Raw genomic sequence first — 19,313 nt, forward strand, 5'->3', positions numbered from 1 at the left:
CGAGGTGCGTTAGGTGATCTCAGCATTGCTCGCCGGGGCGGTTGCCCTGGCTCTCGTCCTCCATATAGCCTGGCTTGCGCGGGCCAGCCGCGCCAAGGCTTCGACCGGGCTTGCCGCCGACGAAGCCGGCGTCCGCGTCGTCGTCCCCGACGCGGCCAACGTCTCGGACGGCACTGCCGGCGTCGTCACCTTCGCCGGCTCGTGGAACGGCCGGCGGGTGCAGGTGCGGACCATCGTCGACACGCTGGCGATCAGGAAGCTGCCGGCGCGCTGGCTTAGCGTTTCGATCACCGAAAAGGTCGCGATACCAGGCACTTTCGATATGATGATGCGGCCGGGATCGCCGACGACTTTTTCCAATTTCGATCATCTCGTCCACCCGCTGCCGAAGGCGGCGGGGTTTCCGGCCGAGGCGGTGCTGCGGAGCGACCGCAAGGGCGTGCGCTTCCCCGAAGCCATCATCGCCGGCCACCTCGATGTCTTTGCCGAGGAGCGCGCCAAGGAATTGCTGATCACGCCGAACGGCGTGCGCATCGTCTGGCTGCTGGCCGAGGCCGAGCGGGCGCGCTACGGCGTATTCCGGCAAGCCGAATTCGGCACGGTCAGGCTCGATCCGGTGCTGATCGAGAGGCTGCTGTCGTCGGCTTCGGCGCTGCGCGATGCCATCAATCAAAGCGAACGGCAAGCGGCATGACCAGCCAGATCACCACCTCCCCCGCACCACCGAGCCCCTATCTGGTTCTGGGCGCTGCGATCGTTTTGCCGGCGAGCGGGCATGTCGTGCTCGGCGTGCCGGTGCGCGGCCTACAATTCCTGTTCTTCATGGTGATCCTCGCCTGGGTCACCGCCAAGATCGCGCCGCCCGACGCCAGCTTCGTCGGACGCCATGCCGGCGGCTTCCTGATCTATGCCCTGTCGATCCTGGATGCCTACAAGATCGCCCGCATCCGCTATGCCAAATGGGTTCACAATGGCGGCCAGCGCAGCGATAGTGCGCCCGGCGGCGCCTCAGCCGATATATAACGACAGGAAAATTTTTTTCATACCAATTGAATTCCCGGGACTCATTCGATACATCTCGGAGGGAACAAACTCGCGGAGGCTGACATGTGCGGAATCGTCGGACTGTTTTTGAAGGACAAGTCGCTCGAGCCCCAGCTTGGCGCGATGCTGTCGGAGATGCTGATCTCGCTCAGCGATCGCGGTCCCGACAGCGCCGGCATCGCCATCTATGGCGCGCCCTCCAATGAAGCCAAGATCACCATCCAGTCGGCCAAGCCGGAGCGCGATTTCCGCAGCCTCGACGCCGAACTCGCCAAGGCAATCGGCGCGCCGGTGAGCATTGCTGCGAAGTCGACGCATGCCGTGGTCCGGACGACGCCTGCCAAGATCGACGAAGCACGCGAGACGATCCAGGCGCTGCGCCCCGACATCCGCATCATGGGCGCCGGCGACGTCGTCGAAATCTACAAGGAAGTCGGCTTGCCCGAAGCGGTCGTCGACCGTTTCGGCGTCCGCGAGATGACCGGCACGCACGGCATCGGCCATACCCGCATGGCGACCGAATCGGCGGTGACGACGATGGGCGCGCATCCGTTCTCGACCGGCGCCGACCAGTGCCTGGTCCATAATGGCTCGCTGTCCAACCACAACAATGTCCGCCGCGAGCTGATCCGCGAAGGCATGACATTCGAGACCGAGAACGACACCGAGGTCGCTGCCGCCTATCTCTCCTCGCAGATGGCGCATGGCAAGAACCTCGGCGAGGCGCTGGAAGGCACGCTGAGTGATCTCGACGGGTTTTTCACCTTCGTCGTCGGCACCAAGAACGGCTTCGGCGTGGTGCGCGACCCGATCGCCTGCAAGCCCGCCGTAATGGCCGAAACCGACCAGTATGTCGCCTTCGGCTCGGAATATCGTGCGCTCACCAAACTGCCCGGCATAGACAATGCGAAGGTCTGGGAACCCGAGCCCGCAACCGTCTATTTTTGGGAGCATTGAACCAATGCCGGCAATTAACCTCTCCAAGGCGGCTCGCGAGCCGGGCCATGCATCACGGGTCTTCGATCTGGCCGAAATGTCGCTGCGCGAGCTCAACCAGGCGCTGCACGATCTGGCGCCCGGTTCGAACGAGACCGCCTGGGAGGTGCTCCACCCGCGAGGCAGCCATTCGGTCGCCGTCGGCGTCGACCAGCCGGTCGCCATCGATGTGCGCGGCAGCGTCGGCTATTATTGCGGCGGCATGAACGACGGCGGCACCATCACCGTGCATGGCTCGGCCGGGCCCGGCGTCGGCGAGAACATGATGTCCGGCCAGATCGTCGTCAAAGGCGATGCCAGCCAGTATGCCGGCGCCACCGGCCGGGGCGGGTTGCTCGTCATCGAAGGCAACGCGTCGTCGCGCTGCGGCATCTCGATGAAAGGCATCGACATCGTCGTCCATGGTAATATCGGCCACATGTCGGCCTTCATGGCGCAGTCCGGCAACCTCGTGGTGCTGGGCGACGCCGGCGATGCGCTCGGCGATTCCATCTACGAGGCGCGGCTTTTCGTGCGCGGCAAGGTCGAAAGCCTCGGCGCCGACTGCATCGCCAAGGAGATGCGGCCCGAGCATCTCGAATTGCTGCAAGGCTTGCTCGACCGCGCCGGTGTGACCGGCGTCAAGGCGGCGGAGTTCAAGCGTTATGGCTCGGCTCGTACCCTCTACAATTTCAATATCGACAACGCCGACGCGTATTGAGGCTCAATGACCTATCGCAACCCGCCGACGACGCCGCGCAAATCCGCGACCTTCGACGACTACACGCTTTCCGAGATCCGCCGCGCCGCGGCGACCGGCATCTATGACATCCGCGGCGCCGGCGCTAAGCGCAAGCTGCCGCATTTCGACGACCTTCTGTTCCTCGGTGCCTCGATCTCGCGCTACCCGCTCGAAGGCTATCGCGAGCGCTGCGACACCAGCGTCGTGCTCGGCTCGCGCTATGCGAAAAAACCGATCGAACTGAAAATCCCGATCACTATTGCCGGCATGAGCTTCGGCTCGCTGTCCGGCCCGGCGAAGGAAGCGCTTGGCCGCGGCGCGACGCTGTCCGGCACCTCGACGACGACCGGCGACGGCGGCATGACCGAGGAAGAGCGCGGCCATTCGAAGACGCTGGTCTACCAGTATCTGCCGTCACGCTACGGCATGAACCCGCGCGACCTGCGCCGCGCCGACGCGATCGAAGTGGTCGTCGGCCAGGGCGCCAAGCCAGGCGGCGGCGGCATGCTGCTCGGCCAGAAGATCTCCGACCGCGTCGCCGAAATGCGCACGCTGCCGAAAGGCATCGACCAGCGCTCGGCCTCGCGCCACCCCGACTGGACCGGGCCGGACGACCTCGAGATCAAGATCCTCGAACTGCGCGAGATCACCGACTGGGAAAAGCCGATCTACGTCAAGGTCGGCGGCGCGCGGCCCTATTACGACACCGCGCTTGCGGTGAAATCGGGCGCCGATGTCGTCGTCGTCGACGGCATGCAGGGCGGCACTGCGGCGACCCAGGAAGTGTTCATTGAAAATGTCGGCCAGCCTACGCTTGCCTGCATCAGGCCGGCCGTGCAGGCGCTGCAGGACCTCGGCATGCACCGCAAGGTGCAGCTGATCGTCTCCGGCGGTATCCGCAACGGCGCCGACGTCGCCAAGGCGCTGGCGCTCGGCGTCGATGCGGTGTCGATCGGCACGGCAGCGCTTGTCGCGCTCGGCGACAACGACCCGCGCTGGGAGGCGGAATACAACGAGCTCGGCACCACCGCCGGCGCCTATGACGACTGGCATGAGGGTCGCGACCCGGCCGGCATCACCACGCAGGATCCCGAGCTAATGAAACGGGTCGATCCGATCGCGGCCGGCCGACGGCTGGCGAATTATCTTAAGGTGATGACACTTGAGGCTCAGACAATCGCCCGCGCCTGCGGCAAAAACAGCCTGCACAATCTCGAGCCCGAGGATCTTGTGGCCTTGACGATCGAAGCCGCCGCCATGGCCGGCGTGCCGCTGGCCGGCACCAACTGGATACCGGGCAAGAACGGCTTCTAAGACAAACCAAATGCCAGTAAGCGAGGAACTATAATGGGGAACGATCTCGCCGCCTTCGCCAAGGAAAAGGGCGTCAAATATTTCATGATATCCTACACCGACCTGTTCGGTGGACAACGCGCCAAGCTGGTGCCGGCGCAGGCGATCGCCGACATGCAGCGGGACGGTGCCGGCTTTGCCGGCTTTGCCACCTGGCTCGATCTGACGCCGGCGCATCCCGACATGCTGGCGGTGCCGGATCCGGCCTCGGTGATCCAGTTGCCTTGGAAGCCGGAGGTCGCCTGGGTCGCCGCCAACTGCATCATGGACGACAAATCGGTCGAGCAGGCGCCGCGCAACACGCTGAAGCGGTTGATCGCGGAGGCTGCTGGCGACGGCATGCACATCAAGACCGGCGTCGAGGCCGAATTCTTCCTGATCTCGCCGGATGGCAAGACGATTTCCGACGAATATGACACGGCGTCGAAGCCCTGCTACGACCAGCAGGCGGTGATGCGCCGCTACGACGTGATCGCCGAGATCTGCGACCACATGCTGGCGCTCGGCTGGGGCGCCTACCAGAACGACCACGAGGACGCCAACGGCCAGTTCGAGATGAACTGGGCCTTCGACGATGCGCTGGCGACCGCCGACAAGCATTCCTTCTTCAAATTCATGGTGAAATCGGTCGCCGAAAAGCACGGCCTGCGCGCAACCTTCATGCCTAAACCCTTCCAGGGCCTGACCGGCAATGGCTGCCATGCGCATATCTCGGTGTGGGACAAAGACGGCAAGACCAATGTCTTTGCCGACAATGCGATGGAGCTCGGCCTGTCGGCCAAGGGCAGGAATTTCCTCGGCGGCATTATGAAACATGCGTCCGCGCTTGCCGCCATCACCAACCCGACGGTCAATTCCTACAAGCGCATCAACGCACCGCGCACCATCTCCGGCGCCACCTGGGCGCCGAACACGGTGACCTGGACCGGCAACAACCGCACCCACATGGTGCGCGTGCCCGGCCCCGGCCGCTTCGAGCTGCGCCTGCCGGACGGCGCGGCAAACCCGTATCTGCTGCAGGCGGTGATCATCGCCGCCGGCCTTGACGGCGTCCGCTCGAAGGCCGACCCCGGCCGGCGCTACGATATCGACATGTACCAGTTCGGCCATACGGTCGAGGGCGCGCCGAAGCTGCCGCTCAACCTGCTCGACGCGTTGCGCGAGTTTGACAACGACAAATCGCTCAAGGCGGCGCTGGGTGAGGAATTCTCGTCGGCCTATCTAAAGCTCAAGCAGCAGGAATGGAATTCCTATGCTTCCCACTTCACCCAGTGGGAGCGCGACCACACGCTCGACATCTGATCCGGAATTGTTGCACGCCCGGCGCGAAACAGGTTCATGAAATACTCGATCTTCTCCCTCGCCCGGGCGGCATTTTCCGGCCATAAGAACTGGCAGCGCACCTGGCGCGACGCCAGCCCGAAGAGCCACTACGACGTGGTGATCATCGGCGGCGGCGGCCATGGCCTGGCGACGGCATGGTTCCTCGCCAGCGAATACGGCATCAGGAATGTCGCCGTGCTGGAAAAAGGCTGGATCGGCTCCGGCAATGCCGGCCGCAACACAACCATCATCCGCTCCAATTACGGGCTGCCCGGCAATACCGGCTTCTACGAGCTGTCGATGAAGCTGTGGGAGCGGATGGAGCAGGACCTCAACTACAACACCATGGTCAGCCAGCGCGGTGTCATCAACCTCTACCATTCCGACGCGCAGCGCGATGCCTATGCGCGGCGCGGCAACACCATGCGCATCAACGGCATCGATGCCGAACTGCTCGATCTGACGGCGGTCAGGAAGATGATGCCGTTCCTGAACTTCGACAACGCACGTTTCCCGGTGCAGGGCGGGCTTTTGCAGCGGCGCGGCGGCACGGCGCGGCACGACGCCGTGGTCTGGGGCTATGCGCATGCGGCGAGCGCGCTCGGCGTCGACATCATCCAGAACTGCGAGGTGACCGGTTTTGTCCGCGATGGCAGCGGCAAGGTGACCGGCGTCGAGACGAGCCGCGGCAGGATCGGCGCGGCCAAGGTCGGCATGGCGGTCGCCGGCTCCTCGTCGCGCGTCGCGGCGATGGCCGGCATGCGGCTGCCGATCGAAAGCCATGTGCTGCAGGCCTTCGTCTCCGAGGCGATCAAGCCGCTGATCCCCAACGTCATGACGTTCGGCGCCGGGCATTTCTACGTCAGCCAGTCCGACAAGGGCGGCCTGGTCTTCGGCGGCGACATAGACGGTTACAATTCCTATGCCCAGCGCGGCAATCTGCCTGTCATGGAAGACGTGTGCGAGGGCGGAATGGCGCTGATGCCGATGATCGGCCGGATACGGCTGCTGCGTCAGTGGGGCGGCATCATGGACATGTCGATGGACGGCTCGCCGATCATCGACAAAACACCGGTCAACGGGCTCTATCTCAACGCCGGCTGGTGCTATGGCGGCTTCAAGGCGACGCCCGGCTCCGGCCTGGTCTTTGCCCATCTGCTGGCGCGCGACGAGCCGCACAAGGAGGCTGCCCGCTTTCGTCTCGACCGCTTCCGGCGAGGTGCGATGATCGACGAAAAGGGCCAAGGCGCCCAACCGAACCTGCATTAAAGGCTGGCTGAAGAAGCATGCGCATTGTCTGTCCCTTCTGCGGCGAACGCGAACTCGGGGAGTTCACCTATCTGGGCGACGCCAAGCCGGTGCGTCCGGCGGCCGGCGCCATCGACGACGAGGTCTTCGACTACGTCTATCTGCGCGACAACATCGCCGGGCCGATGAGCGAATACTGGTACCATGGCGGCGGCTGCCGGGCCTGGCTGAAGGTCGCCCGCAACACGCTGACGCACGAGATTTCGGCGGTCGAACCGGCTGCAGGCGTTGGTGCAAGGCAGGCTGCAAGATGAATTCTGTCCAGGTTAGCGCCGCCCCTCACCTGCCTGCCGGCCTCCTCTCCCCGTATAGAGACGGGGAGAGGGGCGCCGCCATCGATTGTTTCGCCAATCATCGACGTTCCCTGAAAGGCGCCGAGGTTGCGGCCAGCCCCCTTCTCCCCGTCCCTATACGGGGAGAAGTGCCCGGCAGGGTGATGAGGGGCAGCGCGGCGCTCCTGCTTAAGGGCCAGCAAACGTGACCTCCAGCCAGCCCTATCGTCTCGTATCAGGCGGTCTCATCGATCGCGCCGCGCCGCTGGCCTTCCGCTTCGACGGCAAGAGCTTTGCCGGCTTCCAAGGCGACACGCTGGCCTCGGCGCTGATCGCCAATGGCGTCAAGCTGGTCGGCCGCTCGTTCAAATACCATCGGCCGCGCGGCATCCTGACCGCTGGTTCGGAGGAGCCCAACGCGCTGGTCGAACTGCGCAGCGGAGCGCGGCGCGAGCCGAACACCAAGGCGACCACGGCCGAACTCTATGACGGGCTCGAAGCCGCCAGCCAGAACCGCTGGCCGTCGCTGCGCCACGACCTGATGGCGGTCAACCAGCTGTTCGCGCCGATCTTCGTCGCCGGCTTCTACTACAAGACCTTCATGTGGCCGGCGAAATTCTGGGAAACGATCTACGAGCCAACGATTCGCCGCGCCGCCGGCCTCGGCCGCGCTGCAGGCGTCGCCGATCCCGACCATTACGACAAGGCGTGGGCGCATTGCGACGTGCTGATTGCCGGGTCCGGCCCGGCCGGGCTGGCTGCGGCACTGGCGGCCGGGCGCGGCGGCGCCCGCGTCATCCTGTGCGAGGAAGATTTTGCGCTTGGCGGCCGTCTGCTCGCCGACGGCGGCATGATCGACGGCGCGCCGGCGGCCGAATGGATTACGCGCACGCTGGCCGAACTCGCCGCACTGCACGATGTCCGCATCATGACCCGCACGACATTGTTCGGCGTCTATGATGGCGGCACCTATGGCGCCATCGAGCGGGTCAACGACCACCTGCCCTCGCCGCCCGAGCACCAGGTGCGCCAGCGGTTGTGGCGGATCGTGGCCAAGCGCTGCGTCGTCGCCGCCGGCGCCATCGAGCGACCGATCGTCTTTGCCGGTAACGACACGCCGGGCGTGATGATGGCTTCGGCTATGCGGACCTATGTCGCGCGCTACGCGGTTACCCCTGCCAGGAGGATCGCGCTGTTCACCAACAATGAGGATGGCTGGCGCACGGTCGAGACCGCGCTTGGCGCCGGTTTGCAGATCGCGGCGGTCGTCGATGCGCGCCCGGACGTCTCCGCCGCGCATCGAGCGCTTGCCGCCAAGGGCGGCTTTGCCGTGCTCAACGGCTCGGTCAGCGGGGTCGAAGGCGGCAAGGACGGGGTCCGGAAAATCGTGGTGGCGCTGACCGGCGGCGCACGGGCGGAAGTCGAAGCCGACGGGCTTGCCGTGTCCGGCGGCTGGAATCCGGCGGTCGGGCTGACCTCCTATCATCGCGGCCGGCCGAAATGGCAAGACGATATCGCAGCCTTCGTGCCGGATGGTGCGCCGCCCGGCATGATGGCCGTCGGCGCCGCCAACGGCGCCTTCGGGCTGGGCGACTGCCTGCGCCAGGGCTTTGCCGCGGGTGCTGCGGCAGCGCAGAGTGCTGGACGCGGCGGCAATGCCGGCACATCGCCGGTCGCCGACAGGGAGGCGTTTTCGCTGACGCCGCTTTGGTATGTGGCCGGCAAAGGGAAAGCCTTCGTCGATTACCAGCATGACGTGACCGCGTCCGACATCGAGCTGGCGCAGCGCGAAGGTTTCGAATCGGTCGAGCATCTCAAGCGCTATACGACGCTCGGCATGGCCACCGACCAGGGCAAGACCTCGAACGTCGCCGGTCTCGCCATCATGGCGGCAATCAGCGGCAAATCGATCCCCGAAACCGGCACGACGATCTACCGCCCACCCTATGTGCCGGTCGCCATCGGCGCCTTCGCCGGCCATCATCGCGACGAAGACTTCCATGCGACGAGGCTGACGCCGTCGCATCACTGGGCAGCCGAACAGGGCGCGGTGTTCGTCGACACCGGCCTGTGGAAGCGCGCGCAATGGTATCCGCGCGCCGGCGAAAAGGACTGGCTGGAATCGGTCACCCGCGAGGTCGAGGCGGTGCGCTCCGGCGTCGGCTTCTGCGATGTCTCGACGCTCGGCAAGGTCGACGTGCACGGCCCGGATGCCGGCGCCTTTCTCGACCGCGTCTACATCAACACCTTCTCCAGTCTCGCCGTCGGCAAAGCCCGCTACGGGCTGATGCTGCGCGAGGACGGCATCGTCTATGACGACGGCACGACGTCGCGGCTGGCCGAGGACCACTATTTCCTGACCACCACCACCGCCAAGGCCGGGCTGGTGATGCAGCATCTCGAATTCTGCCGGCAGGTGCTGTTCCCCGAATTCGACGTGCAGCTGACATCCGTCTCCGATCAATGGGCGCAGTTCTCGATCGCCGGGCCGAAGACCCGGGACCTGCTTCGGGAAATCGTCGATCCGGCGGAGGATTTGTCGAACGAGGGCTTTCCCTTCATGGGGGCGCGGGAAGTCGCGCTTCGCGGTGGCATCAAGGCGCGGCTGTTCCGCATCTCGTTTTCGGGCGAAATGGCGTTCGAAATTTCGGTTCCCGCCCGCTATGGCGAGGCGCTGGTGCGCAATTTGATGCTGGCCGGCAAGCCGTTCGGCGTTACGCCCTACGGTACCGAGGCGCTCGGCGTCATGCGCATCGAAAAGGGCCATGTCGCCGGCCCGGAGCTGAACGGCACGACGACCGCCGCCGACCTCGGCCTCGGCAAGATGATGTCGACCAAAAAAGATTTCATCGGCCGCGTCATGGCCGGGCGCGAGGCGCTGATTGCCCCAGACCGGCAGGTCGTCGTCGGCATCAAGCCGGTCGACAAGACGCGCCGCCTGCGCTCCGGCGCGCATATCATTCCGAAAGGCGAGACGCCCGGTCCCGGCAACGACCAGGGCTATGTCACTTCGGTCTGCTTCTCGCCCATGCTCGACCAGTGGATCGGGCTGGCGCTTGTTGAGCGTGGCCGCGAGCGCATCGGCGAGATCGTCCATGCGCATGACCCGCTGCGCGGCGAAGACTACGACGTCGAGCTGTGCAGCCCGGCCTTCTACGATCCGGATGGAGGGCGCCAGCGTGGCTGAGTTTTCCTGGATTGCCCGCAGTCCGCTGGAGAAAGCGCTCGTTGTCGGCGCCTATGGCGCGCGCGGCACGGCGGCCGGCGTATCGCTCACCGAGATCCGCAATTTCGACCTGATCCAGGTGATGGCGCGGCGCGGCAAAGCGGCAGAACTGGCGAAGGCCGCCGAAACCCGCTTCGGCGTTGCCGCCCCGGAAACGCCCAAGGCGACCCGAACTCCCGACGCTACGCTGATCTGGTCGGGACCGGATCAGTTCCTGGTCCTGTCCAATGGCGGCAAGCACGCGAGCGAACCGCTGAGCCAGACGTTTGCGCAATCCGCCTCGTTGTCCGACCAGTCGCATGCTCGCGCGCTGATCAGCGTTTCCGGAGAAAAGGCGCGCGCGATGCTGGCCAAACTGTCGTCACTAGACCTGCACCCCGCGGCGTTCCCGGCCGGCACCGCTGCGGCGACCTCGGTCGATCACACCAGCATCAATCTCTGGCGCGGCAATGACCGGCCGGACGGACAGGCGGTGTTCAATCTTCTGGTGTTCGCCACCTTCGCGGAAAGCCTGTCGCATACGATGCTGGACGCTGCCGCCGAGTATGGCGTCGAGATCAGCCACAGCGAGGAGTTGGCATAGCCTTGGCGCGTCTTTCCTTCTCCCCTTGTGGGAGAAGGTGGATCGGCGCGCAGCGCCGAGACGGATGAGGGGTGTTCCAGCGGAGTGAGAGGCTGGCGTTCCCTGGAACACCCCTCATCCGTCGCCTTCGGCGACACCTTCTCCCACAGGGGGAGAAGGTGGAGCTTGTGCCACCTTCACCTTGCCAAACCCGATCCCCCTGCTATTCTTCCCGCTAAAATAATTTCACACACAGGCAAACTTGTTTCTCGAAACCAAGGTTGAGATGAGCCAGTCGCCCTACCCCGCCGTCGTCGCCGGACCGCCCCGGCCGAGCGTGATCCTGCGGCCAGGGCAGATTGCGTTGCCGGCCGGGATGGAGCGCTACACGGTTCAGGGCAATGGCGCGGTGCTGATCGAGTTCGAGGCCGGCGACATTGTCACCGTGCGCGATGTCGAGGGCGGGCAGGCCTGCGAGCTGCTGGCATGGGACAGCAGCGACGCGACCGATCCCGGCATTCTCGGCGAGAAATCGAACAGCAATGCCGCCGGCATCAAGGCGCTGCTGGCCGAAGGCGACGACAGCCTCGCATCCTTGCGCCGGGGGCTCGAGCGGCGCCAGGTGCAGCTCGACCAGGCGAAGGCGGTTCGCGTTTTCGGCGGCGCCACCCCTGCCGGTACCGAACAGGCTTTTACCGTCGCCCGCGATGGGTCGATGCTGATTGCCGCGCCCGGCGGGCCGATGCTGGTCGACGGCCACGATACGGCGACGCCGCTTAGCGTCATCGTCCGCCGCGCCACCATCCGCCCAGCAGCGAAATCCAGGCTTGCCGACCCGCTGGCCGATCCCGTGCTCGACCTGCGCGTCCATTCGGCGACGGCGGAGGCCTACTTCGTCAAGGCGGGCGACTATCTGCAGATCATCGATGTCGACGGGCGCCAATGCACCGACTTTCAGTGCTTTTCGGCGCGCAAGCTGGACAGGGGCCGCGATCATCCGCTCGACGTGACGACGACGCGCACGCTGATGGGTTCGAGCTATCCGATGCCCGGTCTGCACTCAAAATACTACGACCAGGACATGGAGCCGCTGGTCGAGGTTGTGCAGGACACTTGCGGCCGCCACGATGCATTCGCGCTCGCCTGCGCGGCCAAATATTACGACGACATCGGTTATCCCGGCCATCCCAACTGCTCGGAGAATTTCAACCGCGCGCTGGCCGACAAGGGTGTCACGCCTCGCGCTGGCTGGATGGCGATCAACTTCTTCTTCAACACGGCCATCGACGCGCATGGCGTCGTGGTGTCGGACGAGCCGTGGTCGCGGCCCGGCGACTATGTGCTACTCAAGGCGCTCACGGACATCGTCTGCGTCTCGTCCGCCTGCCCCGACGATACGACGCCGGCCAATGGCTGGAACCTGACCGACATCCATGTGCGAACCTATCCCGGCCAGCACAAATTCTCGCGAGCGATCGCCAGACGCATGACGCCCGATTCGGAACCGAAAATGACCCGCGAGACCGCCTTTCATTCGAGCTTTGCCAAGCACACCCGCAACTTCGTCGAGTACAAGGGCTATTGGCTCGCCAATTCCTTCGCCAAGCAAGGCCCGATCGATGAATACTGGGCCTGCCGGCAGGACGCCGTGATCATGGACCTGTCGCCGCTGCGCAAGTTCGAGGTCACCGGGCCGGACTCCGAGGCGCTGCTGCAATACACGCTGACCCGCGACATCAAGAAGCTCGGCGTCGGCCAGGTCGTCTATTCCGCCATGTGCTACGAGCATGGCGGCATGATCGACGACGGCACGCTGCTCAGGCTCGGCAAGGATAATTTCCGCTGGGTCGGCGGCGACGATCTATCCGGCCAATGGCTGCGGGAAACGGCGCAAAAACTCGGCCTCACCGTGCTGGTGCGCTCCTCGACCGACCAGATGCACAATGTTGCCGTGCAGGGACCGAAAAGCCGCGACGTCCTGCGGCAGATCATCTGGACCTCGCCGCTGCAGCCGTCGATCGACGAACTCGAATGGTTCCGTTTCGCCGTCGCCCGCATCGGCGGCGGCAACGGCATTCCGGTCGTTGTCTCGCGCACCGGTTACACCGGCGAGCTCGGCTACGAGATCTGGTGCCATCCGCGCGACGCCGAAAAGGTGTTCGACGCGATCTGGCAGGCCGGCCAACCGCACGGCCTGAAGCCGATGGGGCTGCAGGCGCTCGATATGGTGCGCATCGAGGCCGGGCTGATCTTTGCTGCTCACGAGTTTTCCGACCAGACGGATCCGTTCGAGGCCGGCATCGGCTTCACCGTACCGCTGAAGACCAAGAGCGACGATTTCATCGGCCGCGAGGCGCTGATCCGGCGCAAGGAAAACCCGCAGAAGAAGCTGGTCGGCCTCGACGTCGACGCCAATATCGCGGTCGGCCACGGCGACTGCGTGCATGTCGGCCGGGCCCAGATCGGCGTCGTCACCTCGGGCATGCGCTCGCCGGTGCTGAACAAGACCATCGCGTTGGCCAGGCTCGACGTCACGCATTCGGCGATCGGCACCGAGGTCGAAATCGGCAAGCTCGATGGTCACAGCAAGCGGCTGCCGGCGCGCGTCGTCGCCTTCGCCCATTACGACCCGCAAAAGACCAGGCCGCGCTCCTGATCGACGCTGTCTGGTTCTTCCCTTCTCCCACAACAAGGGGAGAAAGACCGCACCCGTTGGCAGCGCCAGCGAAGCTCGACTGTTTCACAAACGCAATGTGCACAGCGTCACAAACCACTTGACGTGAAAGCGCCTTGGGTCAATCTTCACTGCTAAGAAAAAAATACTACTGAGCGGAAAACGCCTGGGGCCGTTCAACGTGAGCGTCGATGACGCCTCGCGAGATTGCGGCTGTTGCCGATGGGGAACATCAAAAATGGGGAATCCACGTAAATGAGCACGATAGTCACCACCTTGGTGCCGCCTGCCGAAGGGCAGCTGCACCGGAACATCGATTGGCGCGGCGCCTTCTGGGTGGCAAGCGGCGTTCCGGCCCTTGTCTTGTTTTCGATCGGCGGCATCGCCGGCACCACCGGAACACTGGCCTTCCTGATCTGGGCCGTATCCATGGTCATGGGCTTCCTGCAGTCCTTCACCTATGCGGAGATCGCCGGGCTGTTCCCGAACAAATCCGGCGGCGCCTCGGTCTACGGCGCCACCGCGTGGCTGCGCTATTCGAAATTCATCGCGCCGCTTTCGGTGTGGTGCAACTGGTTCGCCTGGTCGCCGGTGCTGTCGCTCGGCTGCTCGATCGCCGCCGCCTATATCCTCAACGCACTGGCGCCGGTGCCGCTGTTCACCGACACGTCGCCGGAGGTCGCCGCCTATATCGCGGCCCATGCCGGAACCAGCGCCGCCGACGCCATCACCGCGGTCACCGCGGCGGCGACGCCGGCGATCCGTAACTGGACGCTCTACGGTCACACGCTTGGCCCGGTTTCCTTCACCTTCAACGCCACCTTCTTCATCGGCGCGGTGCTGATGCTGATCATCTTCTCGATCCAGCATCGCGGCATCCTGGGCACGGCCAACGTGCAGAAATATATCGGCCTGCTGGTCATCATCCCGATGCTGATCGTCGGCGTGGTGCCGATCGTCACCGGCCAGATCAACTGGGCAAACTTCTCGCCGCTGGTGCCGCTCGCGGCAGCCTATGCGCCGGAGCCCGGCGCGTGGAACATCGCCGGCTGGACGCTGGTGCTCGGCGGCATGTTCATCGCGGCGTGGTCGACCTACGGCTTCGAGACCGCGGTCTGCTACACCTCCGAGTTCAAAAACCCGGGCACCGATACCTTCAAGGCGATCTTCTATTCCGGCCTGTTGTGCATGCTGCTGTTCATCCTGGTGCCGTTCACCTTCCAGGGCGTGCTCGGCTTGAACGGCATGCTGGCGACGCCGATCGTCGACGGCTCCGGCGTTGCCGATGCGCTGGCCGGTATGGTCGGCGGCGGACAGCTGATCCACAGCCTGCTGGTGATGCTGATGATCCTGGCGCTGGTGCTCTGCATCATGACGGCGATGGCCGGCTCCTCGCGCACGCTCTATCAAGGCTCGGTCGACGGCTGGCTGCCGCGCTATCTCAGCCATGTCAACGAGCACGGCGCCCCGACGCGGGCGATGTGGACCGACCTGATCTTCAACCTGATCGTGCTGGCCATCGCCTCGGCCGACGCAACAAGCTTCTTCTTCATCCTCGCCGTGTCGAATTGCGGCTACATCATCTTCAACTTCCTTAACCTCAATGCCGGCTGGATCCACCGCATCGACAATGGCCACATCGCGCGGCCATGGAGGGCGCCGAGCTGGCTGCTCGGCCTCGGCGCCATCTTTGCCTACGTCAACGCGGTCTTCATGGGCGCCGGCGCCAAGGTCTGGAACCCGATGGCATTGTGGGCCGGGCTGATCACGGCAGCCTTGATCATCCCGGTGTTCTGCTTCCGGCACTACATCCAGGACAAGGGCAAATTCCCCGACCACATGCTGGCCGATCTCGGCATGAGCTCGTCCGACCTTGCGGTGAAAAAGGCGGGGATGCTGCCCTATCTGACGCTGGTCGCCGGCGTCGTGGTGATGCTGCTCGCCAACTGGCTGTTCGTCATCTGACGGCTGCGTTGAGGGATCGGGCACGCAAGGCGCGCTCGATTCCTGCATTTTGTTCTTGCTTTGTGCCGGCAGCTATGCTAATAATTTTCGTATGGTGCTGATTCGCCCCGAGACCCGCCGCTGAGGCGGGTTTTTCTTTTTAGGGGCTATTCGGCAGCGGTGCCGGCGCGGGAGCGACCGCCAAGCGCTGCACCGATATCCTCGAGGACCTGTCCGACGCGCGCCTGGATCGTCTCGGACGCAAGCACGCCGTCGATGAAATCCCTGTCCGAAGCGTAGATCGCGGTCGGCAGCGTAAAGGCCTCGAAGAAGCCGAACAGCGGTCTCAGCTGGTGCTCGATGATCAGCGCATGCCGGTCGCCGCCGCCGGTCGCCAGCAGCACCACCGGCTTGCCCCTGAGCGCCGTTGGGTCGACAAGATCGAAGAAGTGTTTGAACAGGCCGGTATAGCTGCCCTTGTAGGTGGGCGAGCCAACGACGAGCACGTCCGCCGCGACGACGCGCTTGAGGATATCGCCCGCTTGCGCATCCAGTTCACGCGCCCATTTGGCGCCACCGAGGCTGGGGCCGAGGTCGACGACGTCATGCGTGCTGGCGGCCAGGCCATATCTGCCGGCTACCTCGTTCACGATACGATCGACGAAGCCGCGCGTCTTGGACGGCCGGGTGAAATTGCCTGAGAAACCGACAACGGCCGGATTGGTCATGATGCAAAGCCCTCGCGATGATTTCGGGCTGCCAGCCCGCTGCTGACCCTATGGACATTCGGGCCGAACGAAAAGAACGGATGCTTGCCACGGTCTAAAATCATTACCGGTTCTAGCCAGCTTTGCGGATCGCTGCCGTCTCAGGTTGGAAGAACCGGTTTGGCGGCCGCTTCAGGCCAAGATTTTCGCGCAGGGTCGATCCTTCGTATTCGCTCCTGAAAATGCCGCGCCGCTGCAATTCGGGCACGATTTTCTCGACGAAATCATCCAATCCGGCGGGAAGATAGGGGAACATGACGTTGAACCCGTCCGAGCCTTCGGTGACCAGCCATTCCTCCATCTCGTCGGCGATGGTTTTCGAAGTGCCGACGAAGGCAAGACCGGAATAGCCGCCCAGCCGCTGCGCAAGCTGCCTGACGGTCAGGTTTTCCTTGCGCGCCAGTTCGATGACGCGCTCGCGGCCGCTCTTGCTGGCGTTGCTTTCCGGGATTTCGGGCAAGACTGAATCCGGATCGAACCGCGACGCGTCGTGGCCGAGCGCGATCGACAGCGAGGCGACGCCGCTCTCGTAGTAGACGAGGCTGTCGAGCTTGGCCCGCTTCGTCTGCGCCTCCTCGACGGTCTCGCCGACAATGACGAAGGCGCCGGGCAGGATCTTGATGTCGTCGCGCGACCGGCCAAGTTTTTGCGCACGTTTCTTGACGTCGGCAAAGAAGCGCTGCCCCGAGGCGAGATCGGCATGGGCGGCGAAGATCACCTCGGCCGTTTCCGCCGCGAGCTGCCGTCCGGCCTCCGACGCGCCGGCCTGCACGATGACCGGCCAGCCCTGCACCGGCCGCGCGATATTGAGCGGTCCCCGCACCGAAAGATATTCGCCCTTATGGTCGAGCACATGCAGCTTCGCCGGATCGAAATAGAGCCCGCTTTCGGCGTCGCGGATGAAGGCATCGTCGGCAAAACTGTCCCACAGGCCGGTGACGACATCGTAAAACTCCCGCGCCCGGCGATAGCGCTCGTCGTGCTCGACATGCTCGTCGAGGCCGAAATTCAGCGCGGCGTCGGGATTGGATGTGGTGACGATATTCCAGCCGGCGCGCCCGCCGCTGATATGGTCGAGAGAGGCGAAACGACGGGCGATGTGGTACGGCGCGTCGAACGTCGTCGAGGCGGTTGCGATCAGCCCGATACGATCGGTGACGGCGGCAAGCGCCGACAACAGCGTGAACGGCTCGAAGGACGTGACCGTGTGGCTGCGCCGCAGCGCCTCGATCGGCATGTTGAGCACGGCCAGGTGGTCGGCCATGAAGAAGGCGTCGAACTTTGCCGCTTCCAGCCTTTGCGCGAAGTGCTTGAGATGCGCGAAATTGAAGTTGGCGTCGGGATAGGCGCCCGGGTAGCGCCAGGCGCCGGTATGAAGGCTGACGGGCCGCATGAAAGCGCCAAGCCGCAATTGTCGATTTTCTGCCATGGAAAAACGCACCGATGACGACGAGCGTAACGCTCCAATTGCTCGAGCATGGGATGGCTTTGCGGCCATGGGAAGGAATTCTGTTTTGCAAAACCGGCGTCGGGGAGCATTTTTTGTGCGGGCGGCGGACCGATCAATCGATCTTGATGAACACGCCCTTGGTGTTAAGATATTCGGCGAGGTGCTCGGCGCCGCCCTCGCGGCCGTAGCCGCTCATCTTGTAGCCGCCGAAGGGCACGGCCGGATCGATGGCGTGATAGGTATTGACCCAGACCGAGCCGGCGCGGATCTTGCGCGACAGCTGGTGGGCGGTGGCGAGATTTTGGGTGAAGACCCCTGCAGCCAGGCCGTAAGGCGTGTTGTTGGCCCGCTCGACTGCCTCGTCCAGCGTATCGAACGGCAAGGCTGAAATTACCGGCCCGAAGATCTCCTCACGGGCGATCTTCATGTCGTCCGAGACGCCGGCAAAGACGGTCGGCGCGACGAAATTGCCGGCGCCAAGCGCGCCTTCCACAAGCCGGGTGCCTCCGGTGACGAGTTTCGCCCCTTCCGCGGTGCCGGCCTCGAGGTAACCGGTGACCCGTTGCAGCTGCTTTTCGGAGACGAGCGGACCGATCTCGGTCGCCGGGTCGATGCCGTCGCCGACCCTGAGACCCTTGGCGTATGCCGCGAGCCGCTCGACGAACTCGTCATGGACGGCGCGTTCGACGAAAAGGCGCGAACCGGCGATGCAGATCTGGCCGGAATTGGCGAACACCGACATCGCCGCCACCGGCACCGCCTTGTCGAGATCGGCATCGGCGCAGACGATGACCGGCGACTTGCCGCCGAGCTCCAGCGAGACGCGCTTGAGGTTGCCGGCCGAGGCCCGCACGATCGACCGACCGGTCGCCGTCGACCCGGTGAAGACGATCTTGTCGACGCCCATGTGCTCGGCGAGTGCGGCACCTGCCTCGGTGCCGGTGCCGGTGACGATGTTGACGACGCCTTCCGGGACGCCGGCCTCGTTCATGATGTCGGCGATCAAAAGCGGCGTCAGCGGCGCCTCTTCCGATGGTTTCAGCACGATGGTGCAGCCGGTCGCCAGCGCCGGGCCGATCTTCCAGATCGACGCCGCCGTTGGCGCGTTCCAGGGAATGATGGCGCCGACGACGCCGACCGGCTCCTTGCGGGTGAAAGAGACGATTTCGCCGGGCAGCGAGTTGTCGATCGTCTCGCCGTGCAGCGCCGTCGCCATGCCGGCATAGTAGCGCAGCATGCCGATGACCCGGTTGCGATTGGCGCGGGTGCGTATGATCGGCATGCCCATGTCGGTGGTGTCGGAGCGGCTGATCTCTTCCCAGTGCTTTTCGAAGAGGTCGGCGATCCTCAGCAGCAGCACCTGGCGCTCATAAGGCTTGAACCGGCTCCACGGGCCCTCGAACGCCTTGCGCGCAGCAGTCACCGCCAAGTCGATGTCCTGGCGGTCGGCGCGCGGCACCGTGGCGATGACCGCGCCGGTGGCGGGATTGCGGCTCTCCGTGGTCCGGCCGGAGCGGGCATCGACCCAGCCGTCGCCGATGAGCATCCGGCGATGGCGCCCGTCGATCGGCAGCCGCAGCGGTGCCTTTGTCTGAGCCATGGTCATGACGGTCCTCCTCCGGCGCCTACGCCTGGTGGGCGGATTAAACCGCCGGAGGTCACATTTGCCAACA

The 19,313-nt window shown here is 64.7% G+C and carries 15 protein-coding genes; 12 read left to right on the top strand and 3 right to left on the bottom strand.

The window, feature by feature from the left end; genetic code table 11:
- Window positions 1-13 precede the first annotated feature (13 nt).
- The 12 genes from NKH33_RS01665 to NKH33_RS01720 all read left to right on the top strand — a co-directional run bounded on the left by NKH33_RS01665 (window position 14) and on the right by NKH33_RS01720 (window position 15,444).
- On the top strand, window positions 14-694 hold the full coding sequence (locus NKH33_RS01665) for a hypothetical protein (RefSeq protein WP_352542206.1): 681 nt from the start codon (window positions 14-16) through the stop codon (window positions 692-694).
- Window positions 691-1,023, top strand: a complete 333-nt coding sequence (locus tag NKH33_RS01670) for a hypothetical protein (RefSeq protein ID WP_352918026.1) — start codon at window positions 691-693, stop codon at window positions 1,021-1,023. Before NKH33_RS01665 ends, NKH33_RS01670 begins: the two co-directional genes overlap by 4 nt.
- An 84-nt stretch (window positions 1,024-1,107) precedes the next feature.
- The gene (locus NKH33_RS01675; protein WP_352542208.1) at window positions 1,108-2,001 is read left to right on the top strand and encodes a class II glutamine amidotransferase; all 894 of its coding nucleotides are present in this window, start codon (window positions 1,108-1,110) and stop codon (window positions 1,999-2,001) included.
- 4 nt (window positions 2,002-2,005) lie between these two features.
- Window positions 2,006-2,740 carry a GltB/FmdC/FwdC-like GXGXG domain-containing protein gene (locus tag NKH33_RS01680; protein ID WP_352453795.1) on the top strand — a complete coding sequence of 245 codons (735 nt, stop codon included), beginning with the start codon at window positions 2,006-2,008 and terminating at the stop codon, window positions 2,738-2,740.
- Between the two features lie 6 nt (window positions 2,741-2,746).
- On the top strand, window positions 2,747-4,075 hold the full coding sequence (locus tag NKH33_RS01685) for an FMN-binding glutamate synthase family protein (RefSeq protein WP_023673984.1): 1,329 nt from the start codon (window positions 2,747-2,749) through the stop codon (window positions 4,073-4,075).
- A 33-nt stretch (window positions 4,076-4,108) separates the two neighbouring features.
- A complete protein-coding gene (glnT, locus tag NKH33_RS01690; RefSeq protein WP_023673983.1) occupies window positions 4,109-5,416 on the top strand; it encodes a type III glutamate--ammonia ligase in 1,308 nt (435 codons plus the stop codon).
- A gap of 36 nt (window positions 5,417-5,452) precedes the next feature.
- On the top strand, window positions 5,453-6,706 hold the full coding sequence (locus tag NKH33_RS01695; protein WP_352542209.1) for a sarcosine oxidase subunit beta family protein: 1,254 nt from the start codon (window positions 5,453-5,455) through the stop codon (window positions 6,704-6,706).
- 17 nt (window positions 6,707-6,723) lie between these two features.
- Window positions 6,724-6,999 carry a sarcosine oxidase subunit delta gene (locus NKH33_RS01700; RefSeq protein WP_352918028.1) on the top strand — a complete coding sequence of 92 codons (276 nt, stop codon included), beginning with the start codon at window positions 6,724-6,726 and terminating at the stop codon, window positions 6,997-6,999.
- Window positions 7,000-7,222: 223 nt separating this feature from the next.
- Entirely contained in the window at window positions 7,223-10,204 is a 2,982-nt protein-coding gene (locus NKH33_RS01705) for a sarcosine oxidase subunit alpha (RefSeq protein WP_352918030.1), read from the top strand.
- Window positions 10,197-10,826: a sarcosine oxidase subunit gamma gene (locus NKH33_RS01710; protein ID WP_352542212.1), complete on the top strand. Its 630-nt coding sequence runs from the start codon at window positions 10,197-10,199 to the stop codon at window positions 10,824-10,826. The genes NKH33_RS01705 and NKH33_RS01710 overlap by 8 nt, the downstream gene beginning before the upstream one ends.
- Before the next feature lie 265 nt (window positions 10,827-11,091).
- The gene (locus NKH33_RS01715) at window positions 11,092-13,461 is read left to right on the top strand and encodes a trimethylamine N-oxide demethylase (RefSeq protein ID WP_352918032.1); all 2,370 of its coding nucleotides are present in this window, start codon (window positions 11,092-11,094) and stop codon (window positions 13,459-13,461) included.
- Between the two features lie 273 nt (window positions 13,462-13,734).
- On the top strand, window positions 13,735-15,444 hold the full coding sequence (locus NKH33_RS01720; protein ID WP_352542214.1) for a trimethylamine N-oxide permease: 1,710 nt from the start codon (window positions 13,735-13,737) through the stop codon (window positions 15,442-15,444).
- A 146-nt stretch (window positions 15,445-15,590) separates the two neighbouring features.
- Here the strand turns inward: NKH33_RS01720 and msuE are convergent, their stop codons facing one another.
- The 3 genes from msuE to NKH33_RS01735 form a co-directional block, all read right to left on the bottom strand.
- Window positions 15,591-16,151, bottom strand: coding sequence for an FMN reductase (msuE, locus tag NKH33_RS01725; protein ID WP_352455213.1), 561 nt, complete (start codon window positions 16,149-16,151; stop codon window positions 15,591-15,593).
- Between the two features lie 112 nt (window positions 16,152-16,263).
- On the bottom strand, window positions 16,264-17,619 hold the full coding sequence (locus NKH33_RS01730; RefSeq protein ID WP_352455214.1) for an LLM class flavin-dependent oxidoreductase: 1,356 nt from the start codon (window positions 17,617-17,619) through the stop codon (window positions 16,264-16,266).
- Window positions 17,620-17,752: 133 nt separating this feature from the next.
- On the bottom strand, window positions 17,753-19,246 hold the full coding sequence (locus NKH33_RS01735) for an aldehyde dehydrogenase family protein (protein ID WP_352542216.1): 1,494 nt from the start codon (window positions 19,244-19,246) through the stop codon (window positions 17,753-17,755).
- Window positions 19,247-19,313: the final 67 nt, after the last annotated feature.

The sequence above is a fragment of the Mesorhizobium sp. M1182 genome (genome assembly GCF_040318335.1).
In the GTDB taxonomy this organism is placed as follows: domain Bacteria; phylum Pseudomonadota; class Alphaproteobacteria; order Rhizobiales; family Rhizobiaceae; genus Mesorhizobium.

Bases quoted from the DNA above. Each gene is read 5' to 3' on its own strand.
- NKH33_RS01680 (WP_352453795.1), top strand. From the start codon at position 2,006: ATGCCGGCAATTAACCTCTCCAAGGCGGCTCGCGAGCCGGGCCATGCA.
- NKH33_RS01685 (WP_023673984.1), top strand. From the start codon at position 2,747: ATGACCTATCGCAACCCGCCGACGACGCCGCGCAAATCCGCGACCTTC.
- NKH33_RS01675 (WP_352542208.1), top strand. From the start codon at position 1,108: ATGTGCGGAATCGTCGGACTGTTTTTGAAGGACAAGTCGCTCGAGCCC.
- NKH33_RS01695 (WP_352542209.1), top strand. From the start codon at position 5,453: ATGAAATACTCGATCTTCTCCCTCGCCCGGGCGGCATTTTCCGGCCAT.
- msuE (WP_352455213.1), bottom strand. From the start codon at position 16,151: ATGACCAATCCGGCCGTTGTCGGTTTCTCAGGCAATTTCACCCGGCCG.
- NKH33_RS01720 (WP_352542214.1), top strand. From the start codon at position 13,735: ATGAGCACGATAGTCACCACCTTGGTGCCGCCTGCCGAAGGGCAGCTG.
- NKH33_RS01670 (WP_352918026.1), top strand. From the start codon at position 691: ATGACCAGCCAGATCACCACCTCCCCCGCACCACCGAGCCCCTATCTG.
- NKH33_RS01715 (WP_352918032.1), top strand. From the start codon at position 11,092: ATGAGCCAGTCGCCCTACCCCGCCGTCGTCGCCGGACCGCCCCGGCCG.
- NKH33_RS01730 (WP_352455214.1), bottom strand. From the start codon at position 17,619: ATGGCAGAAAATCGACAATTGCGGCTTGGCGCTTTCATGCGGCCCGTC.
- NKH33_RS01700 (WP_352918028.1), top strand. From the start codon at position 6,724: ATGCGCATTGTCTGTCCCTTCTGCGGCGAACGCGAACTCGGGGAGTTC.
- glnT (WP_023673983.1), top strand. From the start codon at position 4,109: ATGGGGAACGATCTCGCCGCCTTCGCCAAGGAAAAGGGCGTCAAATAT.
- NKH33_RS01735 (WP_352542216.1), bottom strand. From the start codon at position 19,246: ATGACCATGGCTCAGACAAAGGCACCGCTGCGGCTGCCGATCGACGGG.